This is a genomic window from Bosea sp. ANAM02 (genome assembly GCF_011764485.1).
Lineage (GTDB): Bacteria > Pseudomonadota > Alphaproteobacteria > Rhizobiales > Beijerinckiaceae > Allobosea.
The window spans coordinates 2,885,623-2,907,804 of record NZ_AP022848.1 but is presented as its reverse complement, the minus strand read 5'-3'; the positions used below and the strand labels follow the sequence as shown (position 1 = coordinate 2,907,804).

At 67.5% G+C, this 22,182-nt stretch carries 17 protein-coding genes; 6 read left to right on the top strand and 11 right to left on the bottom strand.

The features are described 5' to 3' along the window. Positions 1-15 precede the first annotated feature (15 nt). Complete coding sequence (locus OCUBac02_RS14000) at positions 16-897, top strand: VOC family protein (RefSeq protein WP_173046414.1); 882 nt, start codon at positions 16-18, stop codon at positions 895-897. Positions 898-1,098: 201 nt separating this feature from the next. Here OCUBac02_RS14000 and mdoH read toward each other — a convergent pair whose 3' ends face one another. The 3 genes from mdoH to OCUBac02_RS13985 are packed head-to-tail and all read right to left on the bottom strand — an operon-like array spanning position 1,099 to position 5,054. Further along, positions 1,099-3,282 carry a glucans biosynthesis glucosyltransferase MdoH gene (gene mdoH / locus OCUBac02_RS13995; protein WP_465247721.1) on the bottom strand — a complete coding sequence of 728 codons (2,184 nt, stop codon included), beginning with the start codon at positions 3,280-3,282 and terminating at the stop codon, positions 1,099-1,101. After that, positions 3,270-4,829: an OpgD/OpgG family glucan biosynthesis protein gene (locus OCUBac02_RS13990; RefSeq protein ID WP_173046412.1), complete on the bottom strand. Its 1,560-nt coding sequence runs from the start codon at positions 4,827-4,829 to the stop codon at positions 3,270-3,272. The genes mdoH and OCUBac02_RS13990 overlap by 13 nt, the downstream gene beginning before the upstream one ends. Positions 4,830-4,871: 42 nt before the next feature. Next, positions 4,872-5,054 (bottom strand): hypothetical protein, encoded by a 183-nt coding sequence (locus tag OCUBac02_RS13985; RefSeq protein ID WP_173046410.1) that lies wholly within the window; start codon positions 5,052-5,054, stop codon positions 4,872-4,874. 72 nt (positions 5,055-5,126) lie between these two features. Here OCUBac02_RS13985 and glmU point away from each other — a divergent pair, with 72 nt between their 5' ends. Then, positions 5,127-6,494, top strand: coding sequence for a bifunctional UDP-N-acetylglucosamine diphosphorylase/glucosamine-1-phosphate N-acetyltransferase GlmU (glmU, locus tag OCUBac02_RS13980; RefSeq protein WP_173049573.1), 1,368 nt, complete (start codon positions 5,127-5,129; stop codon positions 6,492-6,494). A gap of 120 nt (positions 6,495-6,614) precedes the next feature. Next, positions 6,615-8,441: a glutamine--fructose-6-phosphate transaminase (isomerizing) gene (gene glmS / locus OCUBac02_RS13975; protein ID WP_173046408.1), complete on the top strand. Its 1,827-nt coding sequence runs from the start codon at positions 6,615-6,617 to the stop codon at positions 8,439-8,441. A gap of 116 nt (positions 8,442-8,557) precedes the next feature. On the opposite strand, the gene OCUBac02_RS13970 is transcribed toward glmS, so the two are convergent. Beyond that, entirely contained in the window at positions 8,558-8,944 is a 387-nt protein-coding gene (locus OCUBac02_RS13970; protein ID WP_173046406.1) for a YbaN family protein, read from the bottom strand. A gap of 128 nt (positions 8,945-9,072) precedes the next feature. Between OCUBac02_RS13970 and OCUBac02_RS13965 the strand changes: the two genes are divergently transcribed. Continuing rightward, positions 9,073-9,783 (top strand): DUF502 domain-containing protein, encoded by a 711-nt coding sequence (locus OCUBac02_RS13965; RefSeq protein ID WP_173046404.1) that lies wholly within the window; start codon positions 9,073-9,075, stop codon positions 9,781-9,783. On the opposite strand, the gene recG is transcribed toward OCUBac02_RS13965, so the two are convergent. After that, positions 9,780-11,879 (bottom strand): ATP-dependent DNA helicase RecG, encoded by a 2,100-nt coding sequence (gene recG, locus OCUBac02_RS13960; protein WP_173046402.1) that lies wholly within the window; start codon positions 11,877-11,879, stop codon positions 9,780-9,782. The genes OCUBac02_RS13965 and recG overlap by 4 nt on opposite strands. Positions 11,880-12,050: 171 nt before the next feature. Between recG and OCUBac02_RS13955 the strand changes: the two genes are divergently transcribed. Together OCUBac02_RS13955 and mfd are read left to right on the top strand one after the other, a co-directional pair. Further along, positions 12,051-12,347: an FAD assembly factor SdhE gene (locus OCUBac02_RS13955; protein WP_173046400.1), complete on the top strand. Its 297-nt coding sequence runs from the start codon at positions 12,051-12,053 to the stop codon at positions 12,345-12,347. A gap of 121 nt (positions 12,348-12,468) precedes the next feature. Beyond that, on the top strand, positions 12,469-16,017 hold the full coding sequence (mfd, locus tag OCUBac02_RS13950) for a transcription-repair coupling factor (RefSeq protein ID WP_173046398.1): 3,549 nt from the start codon (positions 12,469-12,471) through the stop codon (positions 16,015-16,017). A 136-nt stretch (positions 16,018-16,153) separates the two neighbouring features. On the opposite strand, the gene pcaG is transcribed toward mfd, so the two are convergent. From pcaG to OCUBac02_RS13920, 6 genes are read right to left on the bottom strand one after another with little or no spacing between them, the layout of a single operon-like run. Continuing rightward, positions 16,154-16,855 carry a protocatechuate 3,4-dioxygenase subunit alpha gene (pcaG, locus tag OCUBac02_RS13945; protein ID WP_173046396.1) on the bottom strand — a complete coding sequence of 234 codons (702 nt, stop codon included), beginning with the start codon at positions 16,853-16,855 and terminating at the stop codon, positions 16,154-16,156. Then, positions 16,839-17,558, bottom strand: a complete 720-nt coding sequence (gene pcaH / locus OCUBac02_RS13940) for a protocatechuate 3,4-dioxygenase subunit beta (RefSeq protein WP_173046394.1) — start codon at positions 17,556-17,558, stop codon at positions 16,839-16,841. The genes pcaG and pcaH overlap by 17 nt, the downstream gene beginning before the upstream one ends. Before the next feature lie 16 nt (positions 17,559-17,574). After that, positions 17,575-19,482 carry a bifunctional sugar phosphate isomerase/epimerase/4-hydroxyphenylpyruvate dioxygenase family protein gene (locus tag OCUBac02_RS13935; protein WP_173046392.1) on the bottom strand — a complete coding sequence of 636 codons (1,908 nt, stop codon included), beginning with the start codon at positions 19,480-19,482 and terminating at the stop codon, positions 17,575-17,577. 13 nt (positions 19,483-19,495) lie between these two features. Further along, positions 19,496-20,326 (bottom strand): shikimate dehydrogenase family protein, encoded by an 831-nt coding sequence (locus tag OCUBac02_RS13930; RefSeq protein ID WP_173046390.1) that lies wholly within the window; start codon positions 20,324-20,326, stop codon positions 19,496-19,498. Continuing rightward, positions 20,323-21,387, bottom strand: coding sequence for a Gfo/Idh/MocA family protein (locus OCUBac02_RS13925; RefSeq protein ID WP_173046388.1), 1,065 nt, complete (start codon positions 21,385-21,387; stop codon positions 20,323-20,325). Before OCUBac02_RS13925 ends, OCUBac02_RS13930 begins: the two co-directional genes overlap by 4 nt. Positions 21,388-21,398: 11 nt before the next feature. Beyond that, the gene (locus OCUBac02_RS13920; RefSeq protein WP_465247784.1) at positions 21,399-22,118 is read right to left on the bottom strand and encodes an amino acid ABC transporter ATP-binding protein; all 720 of its coding nucleotides are present in this window, start codon (positions 22,116-22,118) and stop codon (positions 21,399-21,401) included. Between the last annotated feature and the right edge of the window lie 64 nt (positions 22,119-22,182).

Here is a 22,182-nt window from a genome sequence, read left to right as displayed (position 1 = left end):
TCGACGGAGCCTGCAATGCCTGCAAACGCCTCAACGCCCCGCGGTCTCGACCATCTCGTCATCGGCGTCCGCGATCTCGATGCCGCCTGGCATTTCTACGAGAAGCTCGGCTTCCGCGTCGGTGCCCGCAACCGCCACCCCTGGGGCACCGAGAACCGGATCGTGCAGTTTCCCGGCTCCTTCCTCGAATTGGTGACGATCGCCGACGATGCGGCGATCCCACCCCATGGCGAGCGCCGCTTCTCCTTCGGCGCCTTCGTGCGCGAGGCGCTGGCCGGGCAGGGCGAGGGGCTCTCCATGCTGGTCCTGGAGAGCAAGGACGCCAAGGCCGATGCCGCCGCCTTCAAGGCTCAGGGCATCGGCGATTTCGAGCCCTTCTTCTTCGAGCGGCGGGCACGGCGCCCCGATGGCAGCGATGTCCGCGTCGCCTTCGAGCTGGCCTTCGCCGCCGATGCACGCGCGCCGGAATGCGGCTTCTTCGTCTGCCAGCAATTCGAGCCGCAGAATTTCTGGAACCCGGACTTCCAGCATCACCCGAACGGCGCCACCGCGCTCTCGGCCGTGGTGATGCTGGCGGAGGAGCCGGGCCTCCACCGCGCGTTCCTCTCGGCCTTCAGCGGCGGCGCCGAGGTTCTGGAGGGCAACGAGGACTATGTGCTCGCCCTGCCGCGCGGACGCATCGACGTGCTCGATCCCGAAGCCGCGCAGGGTGCCTATCATGTCGAGCCGGACACGACCCCGGCTCGCTTCCTCGGCTTCTGCGTCTCGGTGCCCGATCTTGAAGCCGTGGCGGAGCGGCTGACCGAGAATGACGTGTCGTTCCAGCGCGGCGAGGAGCGGCTCTTCGTGCCGGCCGAGGAGGCGTTCGGCTGCATGGTGGCGTTCGAGCAGGGGTAGAGAGCGGAAGACAGGGCTGGGACGGAACCGCGCCGTCATTCCGGGGCTTCGCGTCAGCGAAGAGCCCGGAACCCAGAACCGATGCCGCCAAAGGTTTAATCCATGACCTGCCCGCGCTTCCTTTCGAGAAGACATCGGTTCTGGGTTCCGGGCTCGGGCCTGCGGCCCGCCCCGGAATGACCGCGCGGTTCTATCGTTGTGTCAACCCTTCGCCTCGACGGGCGGCAGCGAAGCTAGGAGCCCGATCAGCGCGCGGTCGTGCAGCACGACCATGCGTTCCTTCGGCTTCAGCCAGATCGCCGCGTCATCGACCGTCTCGGCATCGACGAGCTTGGCCTGCGCCACGGCGCGGTCCGGCTCGATCTCGCCGCGCCGGCGCGACTGGCCATAGGGCAGCATCAATTCATGGGCGTGGCGCAACTCCGCGTCGCCATGGAGCGCCTTGATCGCGTCCGCATCGTCGTAGCCGGCCTTCTCGAACTCGGCCTGCAGCTCGTTGGCGCGAGTCGCGATCGCGGGCGGGGCGCCTTCCTCCGGCGTCAGCAGCAGCTTGTGGCGCTTGAGCCAGAGGCCGATGGCGAGCTGGCCCGAGGCCCATGACAGCGGGATCGCCAGCACGAGGCCGACGATCGTCGGCGACATCCAGGCGAAGAGCGAGGTCGCGATCATGAAGGCCGAGAGGCCGGTGACGACACCGAGCACGGTATGGGTCCGATGCCGGCGGATGATGTCCTTGAGCGGGATCGAGCCGTCGTCGCGCCGCTGCGGGTTCCAGCCGGTGTCGCGGCCGAGCAGGATCTGGAAGACCGAGCCGGACTGGATCAGCATCATGATCGGCGCGAAGAAGGCCGAGAACAGCACCTCGATCAGGGCCGAGACGATGAGGCGGAGCGCGCCGCCGCCGGCCTGCCTGAGCTTGCTGTTGAACAGCGTCAGCAGGAGGCCGAACAGCTTCGGCGCCAGCAGGATCGCCATCGTGATCGCGAACAGGCGCAAGGCGCGCTCGGGGTCGAAGCGCGGCCAGACCGGGAAGAGCGTGAACTCCTGCGTGAAATATTCAGGGCGCGCGTAGTTGACCTGCAGCACGATCAGGATGCCGACCACGAGCTGCATCAACCAGAGCGGGGAGGCGAGATAGCCCATGATGCCGGTGGCGAAATGCTGGCGCGTCGGCATCACGAAGCCCTTGGCGCCCATGATCCGCGAATGCTGGAGATTGCCCTGGCACCAGCGCCGGTCGCGCACGGAGATGTCGATCAGCGAAGGCGGGCTCTCCTCGTAGGAGCCCGTCAGGTCCGGCAGCATGTAGACCGACCAGCCGGCGCGGCGGATCAGCGCCGCCTCGACGAAGTCATGGCTCAGCACATGGCCGCCGAAGGGCGGCTTGCCCTTCAGGTCCGGCAGGCCGCAATGGTCGGCGAAGGCCTGCGTCCTGATGATCGCGTTATGGCCCCAGTAATTGCCGTCGCGGCCGGACCACATGGCGAGGCCGGTCGCGATCACCGGGCCATAGACCCGTGCCGCGAATTGCTGGAGCCGGGCGAAGAAGGTGTTGCGGTTGATGATCAGCGGCAGCGACTGGATGATGCCGGCATCGGGATCGTTCTCCATCGCGGCGGCGAGGCGCACGATGCAGGTGCCCGTCATCAGGCTGTCGGCATCAAGCACGACCATGTGCTCGTAGAGCCCGCCCCAGCGCGTCACGAAATCGGCGATGTTGCCGGCCTTGCGATGATGATTCTTCGGCCGGTGGCGGTAATAGACCCGGCTGTTCGGCCCGAGCCGCTCGCGCAGCGCCAGGAAGGCGCGCTCTTCCGCCACCCAGACATCCGGGTTGGTGGTGTCGGAGACGATGAAATAATCGAAATGGTCGCCGAGCCCCGTCGCTTCGACCGATTCCCGGATCGCGGCCACGGCCGCGAAGATGCGCGCCGAGGATTCGTTGTAGATCGGCATCACCACGACGGTGCGGTGCTTCAGGCTCTCCGCCCGGTCCGCCCGGCCGGCGCCGAACAGCACGCCGAAAAAGCCGAGCAATGCGCTGGTGAAGGCGAGGGCGATCCACGAGAAGTTGATCGTGAACAGCACGAGCAGGGCGTACTGCAGCGAGGTCGTGCGGCTGACCGACACGACATTGTACATTTCCCAGGCGCCGTAGGCGGTGAGCGCGAGCCCGCCGCCGAAGACGAAGAGGCGCTTCAGCCAGGGCGTCTTCCAGTTGCGGGGATCGGCGGGCGCGCGGCGTTCCGAAGCGTTCCAGCGCCGGAAGGACTGCACCGGCATGACGAGCGGCTCTTCCGGCGGCGTTGCCGGTTCACGGGCCGCGCTATAGCTGCGCTGTTCCGCTTCCATGGTGTCGCGGCGGGCTGCCGTTACCAGGTCCATCGATTCAACCAGGTCTCAGAGACGGGCTGGCCGCCCGATTGCAGAACGAGCCGGAGCTCGGACAGATTGTCGTTGCCGGGATCGACCTCGAAGCCGACGCGCATCAGCTTGCGCTCCGGATAGGGCCAGAGGCGGATATTGTGCACCGCGCCGGGCTGGGCCGTGATCGTCGCCCGCGTCGAGGCGACGAGGGCGGCGTCGGCAAGCTTGTCGCCGGAGAACTCGACGATGAAGCGCCGCCGGCGCCCCTGCGAGCCTTTGCCCTGCCGCGAGCGGGTGGCGAGCACCAGAGGCGGCCGCTCCGGCGGCTGCCAGCACCAGGCCTGGCGGTAGCTCAGCGAGGTCTCGCTGCCGGCCGCCAGCGGCTGCTTCGGCCGCCAGTACATGATGATGTTCTTGTTCGGCTCTGAATCGTTGGGGATTTCGATGAGCTGCACGGAGCCCGCGCCCCAGTCGCCCAGCGGCTCCATCCAGACGCTTGGGCGAAGCTCGAAGCGCTGGTCGTCGTCCTGGAAGGCGGCGGGGTCGCGCTCGCGCTGGACGAGGCCGAAACCCTTGGGATTCTCGTCGACGAACGAGGAGACCTGCAGGGTCGCGGGGTTGTTGACCGGGCGGTAGATCCATTCGCCGGTGCCGGACTGCATCTGGACGCCCGAAACCTCGCCGATCGAGGGGCGGATGTCGTCGAAGACGCGCCGGCTCTGCGGGCCGGAGAGGAAGGTCGCGCTGGTGCAGCCGAAGCCGACATGGTCCAGCGCCTGGCGCGCGAACAGCGTCATCTCGACATCGACGAAGGTGACATCGCCCGGGCGTAGCGTCATCCGCACCGCGCCGGCGACGCTCTCCGAATCGAGCAGGCCGTGAATCACCAGCGAGCCCACGGCCGGGCTCGGCCGCTCGATCCAGAAGGCCCGGAAGAACGGCAGTTCCTCGCCGCGGGTCTCGCCCGGGCGCAGGATCAGCGCGCGGGCGATGGCGCCGAAATTCTGGCCCCGTGCTAGAGCACGGAAGAAGGTGCCGCCCTGGAAGACCGCGACCTCGAAGGGGCGCTCCAGCCCGGCCGCGATCCGCATCCCGGAGAACTGCAGGTCGGCATTGGCCGGCGGCGGCGCGACGCGGCCATAGTCGAACTTGCTACGATCGAAGCCGATGCGGCGGATCGTCCCGTCCTCGATCGTGAACAGGCTGACCGGATTCGAGAAAACATAGCCGCGATGCAGCGGCTCGACGGTAAAGCCGCGATTCTCGCCGGCCCAGACCGTACCGCCGGGCTGCATGCGGATGCCCGCATACTGGTCCGCGGGGAGGGTGGTGTAGCCCTCCGGCAGGTCGTTGGCGGCCAGCGGAATCAACGGGCGCTGGGCCAGCGCCCTCGCGGCATCGACCACGAGAGCCGGGTCGAAACGCTGTCCGTCCACGAGTGAGGGGATATTGAAGGAAGCCGCGCCCGTCGGGGCCTGCGCCGCGGCCGGGCCGGCCAGCGAGAGCAGCGCTGCGCCGCCAGCGGCGCCTTCCAGAAACTGCCTACGATTCAAGGGTTTCGACATGGGATCCAAACTACGCGGACGACGCCCTCGCCCTTCGCGCTTCTAGAGCATTTCCAGTTCGCCTGAAAAGCCTTTCCGATCGGGATGATGCACGCCTTTCGGATGGTGCGGCCTTTCGAAATCCAGCCGGCCCGACGGCGCTCCGCGAAAGGCATTGCTCGCCGCGATTGAACTTTGGCAAAAGGCGAGCGGATCGGCTATCCACGGCGCCTGCAACGCCAGCATGCGTGAATTCGACCGTGATGTGCGGGCGGTGGTTCGACCATGCCTGCAAGGGAAACGAGAAACATGACCGAAATGCAGCCGGCCCGATCCTGCCTCGCGATCGTCCTGGCCGCCGGAGAGGGCACCCGCATGAAATCGCGCGGGCCGAAGGTGCTCCATGCGGTGGCCGGCCGGTCGTTGCTTGGGCATGCGCTGGCAGCGGTTTCGGAAGCCGGCGCGGATGCCGTCGCCGTCGTGATCTCGTCGGAACGCCCGGAAGTCGGCGAGGCCGCGCGCGATCAGCTTCCGCATGCGCAGATCGCGATCCAGCATGAACGCAGGGGCACCGCCCATGCCGCGCTTGCGGCGAAGGCCGCCATCGCCGCCGGCCATGACGACGTCATCATCGCCTTCGGCGACACGCCGCTGGTGCGTCCGGAGACCTTCGCGGCCCTGCGCCGTGGCCTGAGCGAAGGCGCGGCCGTCGTTGCGCTCGGCTTCGAGGCCAGGGACCCGACGGGCTATGGTCGCTTCGTCGAGAAGGACGGCCGGCTCGAGGCGATTGTCGAGCACAAGGACGCCACCCCGGCGCAGCGCGCGATCACGCTCTGCAATGCCGGGCTGATGGCGCTCTCCGGTGAGCATGCGCTTTCGATCCTGGAGGCGATCGGCAGCGACAACGCTCAGGGCGAGTTCTACCTCACCGACGCGGTCGAGGTGGCCCGCAAGCGCGGGCTCGACGCCATCGCCTTGAAGGCGCCCGAAAGCGAGGTTCAGGGCGTTAACGACCGGGCTCAGCTCGCCGCGGTGGAAGCGGATTTCCAGCGGCGCAAGCGTCTCGCCGTGATGCTCGGCGGCGCGACGCTGGTGGCGCCCGAGACGGTCTTCTTCAGCTACGACACCGAGATCGGCCGCGATGTCGTGATCGAGCCGAACGTCGTGTTCGGCCCCGGCGTGCGCGTCGATGACGGCGCGGTGATCCATGCCTTCTCGCATCTCGAAGGCGCGACCGTCGGCACTGACGCCAGCGTCGGCCCCTATGGCCGCCTGCGACCGGGCGCGAAGCTGGCCGAGAAAGCCAAAGTCGGCAATTTCGTAGAGGTGAAGGCGGCCGAGATCGGCCCCGGCGCCAAGGTCAACCACCTGACCTATATCGGCGATGCCTCTGTCGGCGCAGCCGCGAATATCGGCGCCGGCACGGTCACCTGCAATTATGACGGCTTCAACAAGGCGAAGACGACGATCGGCGCCAATGCCTTCGTCGGCTCGAACTCCTCGCTGGTCGCGCCGGTGACGATCGGCGAGGGCGCCTATGTCGGCTCCGGCTCGGTCATTACCAGCGACGTCGCACCCGACGCCCTCGCCATCGGCCGTGGCCGGCAGGTCGAGAAGGAAGGCTGGGCGCCGGGCTTCCGCGCTGTCGCCGCGGCCAAGAAAGCCGCCAAGAAAGCGGCCGAATAGCCGGGAATCGCGGCGGATCGGGCAATCCGCCGTTCACAGTTCGTCATCTAGATTGATTGGGCATGCGCACCGATCGCGGCTATGCGCTTTGCCGACAGCAACGGCTTGAGGGGTCTGCCCATGTGCGGCATCGTCGGGATTCTGGGCAAGGAAGCAGTGGCGACGCAGGTCGTCGAGGCCCTGCGTCGGCTTGAATATCGCGGTTACGATTCCGCCGGCGTCGCGACGCTGGAAGCCGGAAAGCTCACCCGCCGCCGCGCCGAAGGCAAGCTCAAGAATCTCGAGATCCGCCTGTCGAATGAGCCGCTCGAAGGCCTGGTCGGCATCGGGCACACCCGCTGGGCGACCCATGGCAAGCCCAACGAGACCAATGCCCACCCGCACGCGACGCCGAAGCTCGCGGTCGTGCATAACGGCATCATCGAGAATTTCCGCGACCTGCGTGCCGAGCTCCAGGCCGACGGCTACGTCTTCGAGACCGAGACCGATACCGAGATCGTCGCCCATCTCGTCACCCGCGAACTCGACCGCGGCAAGTCGCCGACGGATGCGGTGGCTGCCAGCCTGCCGCGCCTGCACGGCGCCTTCGCGCTCGCCTTCCTCTTCCAGGGCGAGGAAGACCTGCTGATCGGCGCCCGCAAGGGCTCGCCGCTGGCAGTCGGCATCGGCGAGGGCGAGATGTATCTCGGCTCTGACGCGCTGGCGCTCGCGCCCTTCACCAATCTCATCGCCTATCTGGAAGAGGGCGACTGGGTCGTGCTGCATCGTCGCGGCGCGACGTTCTACGACAAGACCAACAGGCAGGTGGAACGCCGCGCCCAGCGCGTCGCCGCCGGTGCCTTGCTGGTCGAGAAGGGCAACCATCGCCACTTCATGGCCAAGGAGATCTACGAGCAGCCCGAGGTCGTCGGCCACACGCTGACGCAGTATCTCGATATGGCCAACGGCAAGGTGCGCCTGCCCTTCGGCGACCAGATCGACTGGCAGGGCCTGTCGCGCCTGACGATCAGCGCCTGCGGCACCTCCTATTATGCCGGCCTCATCGCGAAATACTGGTTCGAGAAGCTGGCGCGTCTGCCGGTCGAGATCGATGTCGCCTCGGAGTTCCGCTATCGCGAAGCGCCGCTGCCGGACCAGGGCCTGGCGCTCTTCGTCTCGCAATCCGGCGAAACCGCCGACACGCTGGCCGGGCTGCGCTACGCCCGCCAGAACGGGCAGGCGATCCTCTCGGTCGTCAACGTGCCGACCTCGACGATCGCGCGCGAGAGCGATGCGGTCGCGCAGACGCTTGCCGGCCCCGAGATCGGCGTCGCCTCGACCAAGGCCTTCGTCTGCCAGCTCGCGGTCTTCGCCTCGCTCGCGCTCGCCGCGGCCCGCGCCCGCGGCACGCTCTCGGCGCAGGACGAGGCCAGCCATGTCCAGCACCTGATCGCTCTGCCGGGATTGATGGCCCGGGCACTGCAGCTCGAACCCGAGATCGAGAAGCTCTCGCGCGAACTTTCAAAGGCCAAGGACGTGCTCTATCTCGGCCGCGGCACGAGCTATCCACTCGCGCTCGAAGGCGCGTTGAAACTCAAGGAAATCAGCTACATCCATGCCGAAGGTTATCCGGCGGGCGAGCTGAAGCACGGACCGATCGCGCTGATCGACGAGGACATGCCGGTCATCGTCGTCGCGCCCTATGACGCGCTGTTCGAGAAGACCGCCTCCAACATGCAGGAGGTCGCGGCGCGCGGCGGCCGGATCATCCTCGTCACCGATGCCAAGGGCGCCGCGGAATGCGGCATCGAGCCGGAGGCGACGATCGTCATGCCGGACATGGACCCGACCTTCGCGCCGATCGTCTATGCCCTGCCGATCCAGATGATCGCCTATCAGACGGCGGTTTTCATGGGCAAGGACGTCGATCAGCCGCGCAACCTGGCGAAATCCGTCACGGTGGAGTGAGGGCAGGGCTGGTTTGCCGTCATTCTCGGGCTTGACCCGAGAATCTCAGCCCGGAAGAGGCTGCGGTATATCCTCGTCACGAGATGCTCGGGTCAAGCCCGAGCATGACGCGCATATCAGGGCTCCGGCCGGCTCGCCACATAGAGGCCCGCACCGACCAGACAGAGCGCCGCCGTCGCGAGAGCGATCGGCGGCGCGCTCGTTTGCGTCAGCAGGGCAAAGCTCAGCGCCATCGAGCCGCAGGCGAGAACTTTCGCGCGCCGGGCGATCGCGCCGGTCCGGCGCCAGCGCAAAACATGCGGCCCGAGCTTCGGATGGCCGATCAGCCAGGCCTCGAATCGCGGCGAGGATCGCGAGAAGCACCAGGCTGCCGCGATCAGGAAGATCGTGCCGGGCATCAGTGGCAGGATCAGCCCGACGACCCCGAGCGCCGTGAACGCCCAGCCCAAGGCAAACAGCAGCGGCCGTGACCATCGGCGTCGCGGCTGGTCGTCCTCGCTCACGGCCTCGTCCTTGCTTGTCCTAAATGCGGGGCTGGCCGATAACGCTGCCTCGCTTATCGTGTCATATCACGGCGCGATGTCGCGTCCGCAAGCGGGAGCGAGGTCGCAGCGGTGGGGTGGGAGAACGAATGACAGCCGGCCCGCCCGATCCGCGGCTCATCCTGCCCACGGAAATCCTGCGCCCGACCTGGGGCGCGCGCCTGCGCCGCTATTTCCTGACCGGGCTGGTCATCGCCGCGCCGCTCGCCATCACGGCCTCGGTGACCTGGTGGTTCATCAACTTCATCGACGGGCTGGTGAAGCCGCTCATCCCGAATTCCTACCTGCCCGATTCCTACCTGCCTTATCCGATTCCGGGATTCGGGCTCGTCATCGCGCTGGTCGGGCTGACGCTGCTCGGCTTCCTCACCGCCAATCTGGTCGGGCGCTCGCTCCTCAACGCGGGCGAGGCGATCCTCGACCGGATGCCGGTGGTGCGCAGTCTCTACAAGGGCGTGAAGCAAGTCTTCGAAACGATCTTTTCTCAGTCCGGCACCTCGTTTCGTACGGTCGGGATGGTGCAGTTCCCGCAGCCGGGCATGTGGTCGATCGTCTTCATCGCGCAGGAGGCGGCGCCCGAGATCGCCGGGCGCCTGCCGGATGGAGATGAGCAGATCGGCGTCTTCCTGCCCTGTACGCCGAACCCGACCACCGGCTTCTTCTTCTACCTGCCGCGGCGCGAGGTCGTCGAACTCTCGATCTCGGTCGAGGACGGCGCGAAGCTGATCATGTCGGCCGGGTTGATCCAGCCCGGCGAACAGAACGGCAAGCCGAAGATCGACGGGAAGCCGGCAGCTTAGCCCGCCCGCAGCAGCCGGATCGCCACATCGCGCTCGAACAGATAGAGCAGCACGCGGATCGCCTGGCCGCGCGGCGTCTCCAGATGCGGATCGCGCTCGATCAGCAACCGCGCATCGTCGCGCGCCGCCGCCAGCAGGTCGCCGTCGATCTCAGGCCGGGCGATGCGCCAGTCCGGTGAGCCCGACTGCTTCGTGCCGAGCACCTCGCCTTCGCCGCGCAGGCGCAGATCCTCCTCGGCGATGCGGAAGCCGTCCTCGGTCTCGCGCATGATGGTGAGCCGTGCCTCGGCAACCGGCCCGAGCGGCCCCTTGTAGAGCAGGAGGCAGGTCGAGGCGGCCGAGCCACGCCCGATGCGCCCGCGCAACTGGTGAAGCTGGGCGAGGCCGAAGCGCTCGGCATGCTCGATCACCATGACGCTGGCATTGGGCACGTCGACGCCGACCTCGATCACCGTGGTCGAGACGAGGATGCGCGTCTCGCCGGCGACGAAGGCGGCCATGGCGGCGTCCTTGTCGCGGCCGGGCATCTGGCCGTGCAACAACCCGACCTTGTCGCCGAAGATTTCGCGCAGAGCATCGTAACGCTCCTGCGCGGCGGCGACGTCGAGCGTATCGGATTCCTGCACGAGCGGACAGACCCAATAGGCCTGCGCGCCGCTCTCGAGCGCCCGGCCGATGGCGCCGACGACCTCGTCATAGCGCTCGGCGGAGACGGCGCGGGTGACGATCGGCTTCCGGCCCGCCGGCTTCTCGGAGAGGATCGAGACATCCATATCGCCGAACCAGGTCAGCGAGAGCGTGCGCGGGATCGGCGTCGCGGTCATGACGAGAACATCGACGGCCTCGCCCTTGGAGCCGAGCAGCAGGCGCTGATGCACGCCGAAGCGGTGCTGCTCGTCGACGACGGCGAGCGCGAGGTCATGGAAGGCGACGCCCTCCTGGAACAGCGCGTGGGTACCGACGGCGATGTCTATCGAGCCATCGGCCAGCCCCACCAGAACCTGCTTGCGGCCGGCGCCCTTTTCACGCCCGGTCAGCAGGGCGAGCTTCAGCCCCGCCTTCTCGGCGAGCGGGGCCAATCGCTCGGCATGCTGGCGGGCGAGGATTTCGGTCGGCGCCATCAGCACCGATTGCCGGCCGGCCTCGGCGGCGGCGGCCATGGACATCAGTGCGACCACGGTCTTGCCGGAGCCGACATCACCTTGCAGCAGCCGCAGCATCTTCTCCGGGCGGGCCATGTCGGCATGGATATCGGCGATCGCCTTGCGCTGGCCCTCGGTCAATTCGAAGGGCAGGGCGGATTGGATGCGGTAGCGTAGCCCGCCATCGCCGGTGGTAGCGCGTCCGGCGATCTTCTTCTGCTGCCGGCGCACGAGGGCGAGTGCGATCTGGCTCGCCAGCAATTCATCATAGCCGATGCGTCGGCGCGCAACCGTGTCGCCTTCGGCCGCCTTGCGGTCGACCGGATGGTGCAGAGCCCCGATCGCGGCATGGAAGGAGGGAAAGTCGCTCTTGGCGAGGAAGGCCGGGTCTTGCCATTCCGGCATCTCCGGGCAGCGCTCGGCCGCCGCCTGCACGGTGCGCATCATCATGCGCTGGCCGATGCCCTCGGTCAGGGGATAGACCGGCTCGAAGGCCGGCAGCGTCGCTGCGAGCTTGGGATCGAGGATTCGCTCGGGATGCACCATCTGGCGCATGCCTTCCCAGAGTTCGAGCTTGCCCGAGATCAGGCGGTAGGCGCCGATCGGCAGGGTCTGCGCGAGATGCCGGGAATCGGCGTGGAAGAAGACCAGCGTGACGTCGCCGGTCTCGTCCTCGACGATGATGCGATAGGGTGCCTTCTTGCCGGCTGGCGCGGCGCGATGCTCGCTGACGCGGGCGGTGAAGGTCGCGACATCGCCGATCGGCGTATCCGCGATCGAGGGGCTCGGCCGCCGGTCGACGGCGCCGGTCGGCAACTGGAACATCAGGTCGACGATACGCGCGGGCCGCGTCTCATCGCCAAGAAACTTGTCCAGAACCTTGCCGAGCTTGGGCCCGACGCCGGAAAGCGTCGTGACGGGGGCGAAGAGCGGATCGAGGATCGAAGGGCGCAAGACGTCTCGGCACTTGTCAGGAGCGCGAAGATCACAGCCGCTTCGCCGCTGACTTCGCCGGGTTGCATCGCTATATAGCCTGCTCAGGCAGGCTCCGCGACGGGGCCGGCCCCGCACTCATTGCGCCATCCCCCAGGTTTTAGGACCTGGTGTTTTCTTGCCGAGGTTCCCATGTCCGGTTCGACCCGCTCCAGCGCCGATCTCGACCCGCGCCGCCGCAAGATACTGTTCCGCGCCTGGCATCGCGGCATGCGCGAGATGGACCTGATCATGGGCCGCTTCGCCGACGACGCCATCGCCGGCTTCAGTGATGCCGAGCTCGACGAGTTCGAGCGCCTGATCGAGGTGCTGGATCGGGACCTGCTGAGCTGGGTGACGGGGGAAGCGCCCGTGCCGGAGAACTACGACACGGACCTGTTCCGCAAGCTTCGGGCATTCCACCATCACGACAAGCCGATTCATGTGTAGCCGGCCCCATGGCCGTCATGGTCGGGCTTGACCCGACCATCTCTGAATCGGAGCCCGCTCGTCCCGAGATTCTCGGGGCAAGCCCGAGAATGACGCCCTTTCGCAGAATGACGCCTTTCCGATGAGCATTCCTCCCCCGTCCCAGATCGCCAAGCCCCAGCTTGACCGCCTGCTCGATGCGCTGAACCGCGGCGACAAGCCGACGCTTGCCGGCGTGCCGGATGGTTTCGACGCCGTGGTGCTGGCCGACCTGACCCGCGCCCGCGCCAAGAAGGCCGAGGGACCCGCGCTGCTTGTTTTCATCGCCCGTGACGGCCAGCGCCTGCAGGTGCTTGAGAACGCACTGCAATTCGTCGCGCCCGACCTTGAGGTTATGAGCTTCCCGGCCTGGGACTGCCAGCCTTATGACCGCGTCTCGCCCGCGCCGGCCATCGTCGCGCACCGGATGACGACGCTGTCGCGCCTCGCCAAGACCAAGTCGGGCGACCGGCCGCGCCTGCTGCTCACCACCGTCAATGCCGCGCTCCAGCGCGTGCCCGCCTTCGGCAAGGTCGCCTCCGAGAGCTTCTCGGCGGCGCCGGGCAACATGGTCGACATCGAGGAGCTGGCGCGCTGGCTCGACATCAACGGTTACTTACGCACCTCGACCGTGCGCGAGACCGGAGAATTCGCCGTGCGCGGCGGCATCGTCGACCTGTTCCCGCCGGGCATGCCGGCGCCGATCCGACTCGATTTCTTCGGCGACACGCTGGAATCGATCCGCACCTTCGATCCGGAGACGCAGCGCACCACCGGACAGTTGCGCGGGCTCGATCTCGTGCCGATGTCCGAAGCGCAGATGACGAGCGAGAGCATCCGCCGCTTCCGCCAGTCCTATATCGCGAGTTTCGGCACGCCCGGCCGCGACGACACGCTCTATGAAGCGGTCAGCGAAGGCCGCCGCCCGGCCGGGCTGGAGCATTGGCTGCCGCTGCTGGCCGAAAAGCTCGACACGCTCTTCACCTATCTGCCCGACGTGCCCCTCGTGCTCGACCATCAGGCCGAGGATGCCGTCGGTGAGCGCATCAGCCTGATCAAGGACTATTACGACGCCCGCAAGGCCGCACTGGAGCAGGGCGGGGGCGGCGGCATTCCCTACAAGCCGATGCAGCCGGACGCGCTCTACCTCTCGCCGGCCGACTGGCGCGCAGTGATCGATGTCTCCGGCGTCGCCAGCCTGACGCCGTTCCAGCTCCCCGAGAGCGAGGGCAAGCTGATCCTCGATCTCGGCGGCAAGCAAGGCCGCAACTTCGCGGCCGAGCGCACCGCCGATGCCGGGGGCGTGTTCGATGCGGCCGTCGCCCATGTGAAGGCGCTGGAAGCCGACGGCAAGCGCGTCATCCTCGCCGCCTGGTCGGAGGGCTCGCGCGAGCGTCTGGCGCATGTGCTGGCCGATCACGGCCTGAAAAGCACGCAATTGACCGGCTCGCTGCGCGCCGCCTTCGATCTCAAGCCCGGCACGATCGCCCTCGCGGTCTGGGGTTTCGAGACAGGCTTCGAGGCCGGGCGCCTCGCGGTCATCGGCGAGCAGGACATCCTCGGCGATCGCCTCGTCCGCCCGCGCCGCAAGACCAGGCGCCCGCAGGACTTCATCGCCGAGCTATCCTCGCTCGCGCCGGGCGATCTCGTCGTCCATGTCGACCACGGCATCGGCCGCTTCATCGGCCTGCAGACGATCACGGCGGCGGGCGCGCCGCATGACTGCCTCGAAATCCATTATGCCGGCGATTCCAAGCTGTTCCTGCCGGTCGAGAATATCGAGCTTCTGTCGCGCTACGGCTCCGAGGATACCGAGGTCCAGCTCGACCGGCTCGGCGGTGGCGGCTGGCAGGCACGCAAGGCCAAGCTCAAGCAGCGCATCCGCGAGATGGCCGGCAAGCTCATCCAGATCGCGGCGGCCCGCGCGCTCAAGGATGCGCCGCGCCTCATCCCGCCGGCCGGCGTCTATGACGAGTTCTGTGCCCGCTTTCCCTATGAAGAGACCGAGGACCAGCAGAACACGATCGACGCGGTGCTGGACGATCTCGCGGCCGGCCGGCCGATGGACCGTCTGGTCTGCGGCGATGTCGGCTTCGGCAAGACGGAGGTCGCGTTGCGCGCCGCCTTCGCCGCCGCGCTCAACGGCAAGCAGGTCGCGGTCGTGGTGCCGACGACGCTGCTCGCGCGCCAGCATTACCGCAACTTCGCCGATCGCTTTGCCGGCCTGCCGGTCCATGTCGGGCAGGCCTCGCGCTTCGTCGGCTCGGCCGATCTCAAGGCGGTCAAGCAGGGCGCGCGGGACGGCACGATGGACATCGTCGTCGGCACCCATGCGCTGCTCGGCAAGGGCGTCGACTTCAAGGATCTCGGCCTCGTCATCGTCGACGAGGAGCAGCATTTCGGCGTCGCCCATAAGGAGAAGCTGAAGGAATTGCGCGCCGAGGTGCATATGCTGACGCTGTCGGCCACGCCGATCCCGCGCACGCTCCAGCTCGCCATGACCGGCGTGCGCGAGCTCTCGATCATCGCGACGCCGCCGGTCGACCGCCTCGCCGTGCGCACCTTCGTCACGCCCTTCGATCCGCTGATCGTGCGCGAGGCGCTGCTGCGCGAGCGCTACCGGGGCGGGCGTTCCTTCTATGTCGTGCCGCGCATCGAGGACATCGCGGATGTGAAGGACTTCCTCGACAAGCAGGTGCCCGAGTGCAAGGTCGGCATCGCCCATGGTCAGATGGCGGCGGGCACGCTGGAGGACGTGATGACGGCCTTCTACGACGGCCAGTACGACATCCTGCTCTCGACCACGATCGTCGAGTCGGGGCTCGACATCCCGACCGCGAACACGCTGATCGTCCACCGCGCCGACATGTTCGGCCTCGCCCAGCTCTATCAGCTCCGCGGCCGCGTCGGCCGCTCGAAGACGCGCGCCTATGCGCTCTTCACCGTGCCGGCCAACCGGAAGCTGACCGAGCAGGCCGACAAGCGGCTCAAGGTTCTGCAATCGCTCGATACGCTCGGCGCCGGCTTCCAGCTCGCCAGCCACGATCTCGATATCAGAGGCGCCGGCAACCTGCTCGGCGACGAGCAATCCGGCCATATCAAGGAGGTCGGCTACGAGCTCTACCAGCAGATGCTGGAGGAGGCAGTCGCCGCGCTCAAGGCCGGCATCGAGTTCGAGACGGAAACACAGTGGTCGCCGGCGATCCAGGTCGGCGCGCCCGTCATGATCCCCGAGCACTATGTCGCCGACCTGACGCTGCGATTGACGCTCTACAAGCGCCTCTCGACCATGGACGACGATGCCGAGTTGCAATCGTTCGGCGCCGAACTGGTCGACCGTTTCGGCCCGCTGCCTGAGGAGGTCAACCAGCTCCTGGAGATCGTCGCGATCAAGGCGCTCTGCAAGCGCGCCAATGTCGAGAAGGTCGAGGCCGGGCCGAAGGGCATCATCGTCGCCTTCCGCAACAACGAGTTCGCCAATCCGGAAGGGCTGGTGAGCTTCGTCGCCAAGCAGGGCACGCTGGCCAAGGTGCGCCCCGACATGCGCGTCGTCTTCATCAACGATTTCGACACGGTCGAGCAGCGCCTGAAGGCGACGCGCCGTTTGCTGACCGATCTCGCGCGGATTGCCGAAAGGAAGAAGGCGGCCTGAAAGGGAGGCGAACCAGCCTCGCGATACGCTGCCGCCGTCATGGTCGGGCTTGTCCCGACCATCCACGTCTTCGTCGATGCAGTGCGGTGCTCAAGACGTGGGTGCTCGCCACAAGGGCGAGCATGACCACGCGCCTCTACAAATCGAAAAACACCGTCTCGTTCTCGCCCGCCAAGTTGATGTCGAGCCACCAGGTGCCGTCCGGCTTGCGCTGGGCGATCAAGGTGTGGCGGCGCGCTTCCGGCACCAGCGCGAGGATCGGATCGGTCTCGTTGCCCTCGCCATCGGCGAAATAGAGCCGGGTCGGCAGGCGCTTCAGCAAGCCGCGGCCGAAGACCGAGAGCGCGATATGCGGCGCTTGCAGGCTGTTGCCGGGGCCGGAGACGCGGCCGGGGCGGATCGTGCGGAAACGGAACATGCCGTCCTTGTCGGTCGAGGCGCGGCCGAAGCCGACGAAATGCCGGTCGAGCGCCACGTCGGCGCGGTCGTCGTCCGGGCTGGCATAGCGGCCATTCGCGTTCGCCTGCCAGATCTCGATCATCGCGTCCTCGATCGGCTTGCCGTCGGCGTCATAGACGCAACCGGCGAGTGCGATGACCTCGCCCTCGGGCATGCCCGAAACGTTCGAGCCCGAGAGCAGGAAATGCTCCGGCGGCATCAGGTCGGGGCGGGCCCCCATATCGGAACGGCCGATGAGATCGGCACCGCCCTTCCAGGGCAGGCCGTAATGAAAATAGGGGCCGACCGTCTGCCACGGCGTCTGCCCGAAGATCGACGGGTCCTGGCTGTCCTGCCGCGGCGCGGCGTTGCGCGATTCCAGATCAGTGGTCGTCGTCATGATCGTCCTCGAACGGCGTCTGGTCGCGTCCCTTGAGCACGATGTCGAAGACATAGCCCAGCGCCCAGTTCGGCTCGGTGGTGCCGATGTCGAAGCGCGAGACCATGCGCTGGCGATAGGGCATCGGCACGGCATTCGCGATCGGGTCGATCTCGATCAGCGGATCGTCGGGGAAATACATCTGCGTGACCAGCCGCGTCGCGAAGGCCGGGCCGAGCAGCGAGAGATGGATATGGGCGGGGCGCCAGGCGTTCTTGTGATTGCCCCAGGGATAGGCGCCGGGCCGGATCGTGACATAGCGATAGCGGCCCTCACCGTCGGTGATCACGCGGCCGACGCCGGTGAAATTCGGATCGAGCGGGGCCGGCCAGTCGTCCTTGGCGTGGATGTAGCGGCCGGCGGCATTGGCCTGCCAGATCTCGACGACGGTGTTCGGCACCGGGCGGGCCTGCTCGTCGAGCACTCGGCCGCTGACGACGATGCGTTGGCCCTGCGGCTCGGCCTTGTGCTGTGTGGTGAGGTCGGCCATGGCCGGACCCATCAGGCGCGACCAGTCGCTCGGCCCGGTCACCTCGGTCAGCGTCTGCGGGATCGCGATCGGCGCCTGACGCGGGCTGCGCGCCACGGTCGAACGGTAATCCGGGGAAAGAGAGGCGGGCTGCCCGGCATCGAGCCCCGCATAGGGAAAGATCAGGCTGCTCATAGCGACAGGTTTCTCCTCAGCCATGGCTCGGCGCGGGAACGCTGATCGGGCGCGCGAGCCTGGATTGCGCCGTGAGCCGGATGCCGGCATTGGCGGCGCCATAGCCGGCATAGCCGTCGCGCTGGACGATCTCGAAGAACAGCCCGCCATCCAGCGTCTGGGTATAGGCCTGCCGGAACGCGCCACCGGCATCGCTGTCATAGAGGATGTTCAGCGCCTTCATCGCGTCGATCTCCTCGCCCGTCAGGTCGGACCGGGCTTCGAGGTCGTCATAATAGTTCTCGGGGATGGGTAGCATGGCGACGCCATTGGCAACCAGCCGCCTGACGGTCGCGGCGATGTCATCGGTCGCGAAGGCGATGTGCTGCACACCCGAGCCGAAGAAATCGGTGATGAAGCGGGCCGAGAGCGTGCGGTGGCTCTGCGAGCCGTTGAGGATGAGCCTGAGGCCATGGCCATTCCTGCCGTCGAGGCCGCTTTCGATGACCTGGCTCTGGACCACGCCGCCGGGGTCGAGCACAGCCTGGCTCGGCGTCTTCCGCGTCTCGAACAGCGAGGAATAGAACAGGAGCCAGGTCAGCATCTCCTCGTACTGCATGCTCTGCGAGACATGATCGACGCCGGTGAGCCCCGCATTGTCCGGGGCTTCGCCGGTCGCCTCGAAGTCGACCTCCGCCCAGCGGCCGAGCGACGAGGCCTGGTCGAGGAAATAGAGCAAGCTGCCGCCGAGCCCGCGCACGGCCGGGATGTCGAGCTCGCCCGGCCCGATTGCGCCGGCATGAGGCACGTCGAGCAGGGCCTTGGCGCGAGCGATCGCGGCCTGCGCGTCCGGCACTCGCAAGGCGAGCGCGCAGACCGAGGTGCCATGGGTGATCTGGTAGCTATGGGCGAAGCCATCGGCCTCGCTGTTGAGGACGATGCGGATATCGCCCTGGCGCCAGAGATCGACATCCTTGGAGCGATGCGCGCCGGAGCGCGCGAATCCGAGCGCCCGCAGCAGCTGCTCGAAGCCCGGCCGCTCGGCCTCCGACACCGTGAACTCGATGAACTCGACCGCCTCGACCGGGGCTGGCGGCGGCATCGGCACGGCGCCGGGCACCGGCTTGCCGACCTGCCTCGCGGTCTCGTCGAGCAGCCAGATCAGCGAGCGATGCCCGTCGAGCGCCACCGAGCGGGCCGAGCCGGCGCGGAAGCGGTCGTTGAATATCTCCAGCGAGAGCACGCCGTCATAGCCGGTCGCCGCCAGCGCGCGCATGAAGCCGGAAAGGTTGAGGTCGCCCTGGCCCGGCAGGCAGCGCCAGTGCCGACTCCAGGAGAGCGGGTCCATTTGCAGCAGCGGCGCATCGGCCATCTGCACCATCGAAATCCTGTCGCGCGGGATCGAGCCGATCGCCGAAAGATCGAGCCCGCGTGCCAGGATATGGAAGGAATCGAGGATGATCCCGACCTCCGGCCGGTTGGCGCGGCGCACGATCTCCCAGGCGTCGCGATAGTCGAAGACATGCCGCCCCCAGGCCAGCGCCTCGTAGCCGACGCGCAGGCCCCGCCGCCCGGCACGCTCGCCGAGTTCGGAGAAATCGGCGGCAAGCCTGTCGATGCCGGGCAGGGCTTCCGGCGAGACGCTCGAGCAGACGAAGAGCAGGTCGGTGCCCAATTCCTGCAGGAGATCGAACTTGCGCTCGGCCCGGTCGAAGACGCGCTGGCGGCGCCCCTCCGGCATACCCTCGAAATCGCGGAAGGGCTGGCAGGTGACGATGGTCAGGCCGAGATCGGCGCAGATGCGCCGGACTTCCGTCGGCGAGCCGGGAAAGGCGATCAGGTCGTTCTCGAAGATCTCGACGGCCTTGAAGCCCGCAGCCGCGATGGCCTCCAGCTTCTCCTGGAGCGTCCCCGAAACGCAGACGGTGGCGATCGATGGAATCACGGCGTGCCTCCTCTCAGGCCAGTCGCGCAACGGCGCGCAGGTCCTCGGCCGTGGTCGACGGCAGGCCGAAGAACTCCAGATAGACGGGAATCTGCTCGAACAGCATGTCGGTGCCGACCTGCACGGCGCAGCCGCGCGCGCGGGCCGCAGCGAGGAACGGGGTGATCTCCTGCGCCATCACCACTTCGCCGACGAAGGCGGAGGTGGGCAGGCGGGCGATGTCGACCGGCAGCGGATCGCCGGGCTTCATGCCGAGCGGCGTCGCGTTGACGACGATCTCGAAGCCATCCGGGTCGTTCGACCCCGTGGTGACGTGAAGGGCAGGGTAGTGGGCGATCAATCGCTGCCCAAGTTCCTCGGCTGCCACCGCCAGCCTGTCGAACAGGCTGAGCTCTGCGACACCGGCCTTCGCCAGCGAAGCAGCGATTGCCGAGCCGACTCCGCCAGCACCGACGACGAGCGCGCGGGTGCCATCCAGCGTGCGCCCTTTGCGCAGCACGCCGCGCACGAAGCCCTCGCCGTCGAACATGTCGCCGCTGAGCCGGCCATCGGCTTCGAGCCGCACCGCATTGCAGGCGCCGGCGATCGCGGCGGTCGGCGAGAGCACGTCGACGAGCCCGGTCGTGGTGACCTTGTGCGGCATCGTCACCAGCGCGCCATGGGCGTTGGACAAGCGGAAGAACAGCTTCAGGAAATCGGGATAGTCCTCGCTGCGGCAGCCCATCGGCACGACGACGGCGTCGATCCCCTCGCGCTGGAAATAGGGGTTGTAGATCATCGGCGCCTTGAAGCTCTCGGTCGGGTAGCCGATATGGCCGATCAATCGCGTCGTGCCCTTGATCATGCGCCCGCCCTCGCAGGAGCCGGCTCGGGGGCGATCTCGACCGGAGCGCCGCTGCGCGCCGCCCGCTTCACCGCCTCGATGACGGCGAGCGTCGCCAGCCCCTCGCGGCCGGAGACGAGCGGTTCTTCTTCGCCACGGATCACGGCGCAAAAATGCCGGACCTGCGCCTGCAACGGGTCCTCGGGAACGAAGGGGATGCGCTCGCGCTGGAGCGGCTCCCACCAGCCGCGCTTGTCGCTGTGGCTCCAGAGTTCGAGCGCTGGGATCGTCAGCGAGCCATGCGTGCCGCCGATCTGGTAGCAGGACTGATCTTGTTGCGGGTATGCCGGATTCTCGCCGGTGGTTAGCTCCCAGCTCCAGGGCGAGACGACGGTGTCGGAGGCGCTGACCGTGCCGAGCGCGCCATTGGCGAAACGCAGGATCGCGACGGCAGTCTCCTCGGCCGGGTTGCCGCGCACAGCATTCGAGCTGAGCGCCTGCACGCCAACAATCTCGCCGCAGAGATAGCGGAACAGGTCGATATCGTGGACCAGGTTGATCAGGATCGGCCCGGCGCCTTCCTGCCGGCGCCAGCCGACGTCGAAATAATCATCCGGCTTCACCAGCCAGAACTGGCCGCTGAGCGTCAGGATGCGGCCGAGCCGGCCGGCATCGATCGCCTCGCGCGCCTTCCGGATCATCGGGTTGTGGCGGCGGTGATGGCCGACGAGGAGCGGCACATTGGCCGCCTCTGCGGCATGAACCAGCTTGCGGGCGCTGTCGACGCTGTCCGCCAGCGGCTTTTCGACCAGCATGGGGACGCCGGCTGCAACCAGCTCCAGCCCGTTGGCGACGTGGTGCTGGTTCGGCGTCGCGACGATGACACCATCCGGCTTCTCGGCGGCGGGGAGGGCGCCGAAGCCCGGATACCAGGCGACACCGATCTCCGCGGCGAAGGCCTTGCCGGCTGGGTCGGGATCGATGATCGCCGAGAGGACGGCGCCGGGCTCGGCCCGGACATGGGCGGCGTGGCGCTTGCCGATCAGGCCTGCCCCCATCACCGCGATCTTCACCGGAGCCATCGAGGCGCTCCTCACTTGTGCAGGATTTCGCCGAGAAACTTCCGGGTCCGCTCATGGCGCGGGTTGTGGAAGAACTCCTCGGGCGGAGCCTCCTCGACGATGGCGCCCGAGGCCATGAAGATGACCCGGTTCGCCACCTGGCGGGCGAAACCCATCTCATGGGTGACGCAGATCATGGTCATGCCCTCCTCGGCGAGGCCGATCATCGTGTCGAGCACCTCCTTGACCATCTCGGGGTCGAGCGCCGAGGTCGGCTCGTCGAACAGCATGACCTTGGGCTTCATGCAGAGCGCGCGGGCGATGGCGACGCGCTGCTGCTGGCCGCCCGAGATCTGGGCCGGGTATTTCCCGGCCTGCTCCAAGATCTTCACGCGGCCGAGTAGGTGGCGGGCGGTGGCCTCGGCCTCCGCCTTGCTCGCACCGAGCGAACGCATCGGTGCCAGCATGCAGTTCTCCAGCACCGTCATGTGCGGGAACAGATTGAAATGCTGGAAGACCATGCCGACCTCGCGGCGCACCGCGTCGATGGTCTTGGCGTCGTCGCCGAGCTTCGTGCCGCCGACCCTGATCTCGCCCTTCTGGTAAGTCTCCAGATGGTTGATGCAGCGGATCAGCGTCGACTTGCCGGAACCGGACGGCCCGCAAAGCACGATGCGCTCGCCTTTGCGGACCGAAAGGTTGATATCGCTCAGGGCCTGGAACTCGCCATACCATTTCTCGACATGCGTCATGGCGATAATGGCGTCCGCCGAAGCGGCGTTCTGGACGGCTGGCTGGTGCATGGCCCTGACCTCG

Excerpts from the sequence above, each read along its gene's own strand:
- OCUBac02_RS14000 (WP_173046414.1), top strand. The coding sequence starts at position 16 with ATGCCTGCAAACGCCTCAACGCCCCGCGGTCTCGACCATCTCGTCATC.
- mdoH (WP_465247721.1), bottom strand. The coding sequence starts at position 3,282 with ATGGACCTGGTAACGGCAGCCCGCCGCGACACCATGGAAGCGGAACAG.
- OCUBac02_RS13990 (WP_173046412.1), bottom strand. The coding sequence starts at position 4,829 with ATGTCGAAACCCTTGAATCGTAGGCAGTTTCTGGAAGGCGCCGCTGGC.
- OCUBac02_RS13985 (WP_173046410.1), bottom strand. The coding sequence starts at position 5,054 with ATGCTGGCGTTGCAGGCGCCGTGGATAGCCGATCCGCTCGCCTTTTGC.
- glmU (WP_173049573.1), top strand. The coding sequence starts at position 5,127 with ATGCAGCCGGCCCGATCCTGCCTCGCGATCGTCCTGGCCGCCGGAGAG.
- glmS (WP_173046408.1), top strand. The coding sequence starts at position 6,615 with ATGTGCGGCATCGTCGGGATTCTGGGCAAGGAAGCAGTGGCGACGCAG.
- OCUBac02_RS13965 (WP_173046404.1), top strand. The coding sequence starts at position 9,073 with ATGACAGCCGGCCCGCCCGATCCGCGGCTCATCCTGCCCACGGAAATC.
- OCUBac02_RS13955 (WP_173046400.1), top strand. The coding sequence starts at position 12,051 with ATGTCCGGTTCGACCCGCTCCAGCGCCGATCTCGACCCGCGCCGCCGC.
- mfd (WP_173046398.1), top strand. The coding sequence starts at position 12,469 with ATGAGCATTCCTCCCCCGTCCCAGATCGCCAAGCCCCAGCTTGACCGC.
- pcaG (WP_173046396.1), bottom strand. The coding sequence starts at position 16,855 with ATGACGACGACCACTGATCTGGAATCGCGCAACGCCGCGCCGCGGCAG.
- pcaH (WP_173046394.1), bottom strand. The coding sequence starts at position 17,558 with ATGAGCAGCCTGATCTTTCCCTATGCGGGGCTCGATGCCGGGCAGCCC.
- OCUBac02_RS13930 (WP_173046390.1), bottom strand. The coding sequence starts at position 20,326 with ATGATCAAGGGCACGACGCGATTGATCGGCCATATCGGCTACCCGACC.
- OCUBac02_RS13925 (WP_173046388.1), bottom strand. The coding sequence starts at position 21,387 with ATGGCTCCGGTGAAGATCGCGGTGATGGGGGCAGGCCTGATCGGCAAG.
- OCUBac02_RS13920 (WP_465247784.1), bottom strand. The coding sequence starts at position 22,118 with ATGACGCATGTCGAGAAATGGTATGGCGAGTTCCAGGCCCTGAGCGAT.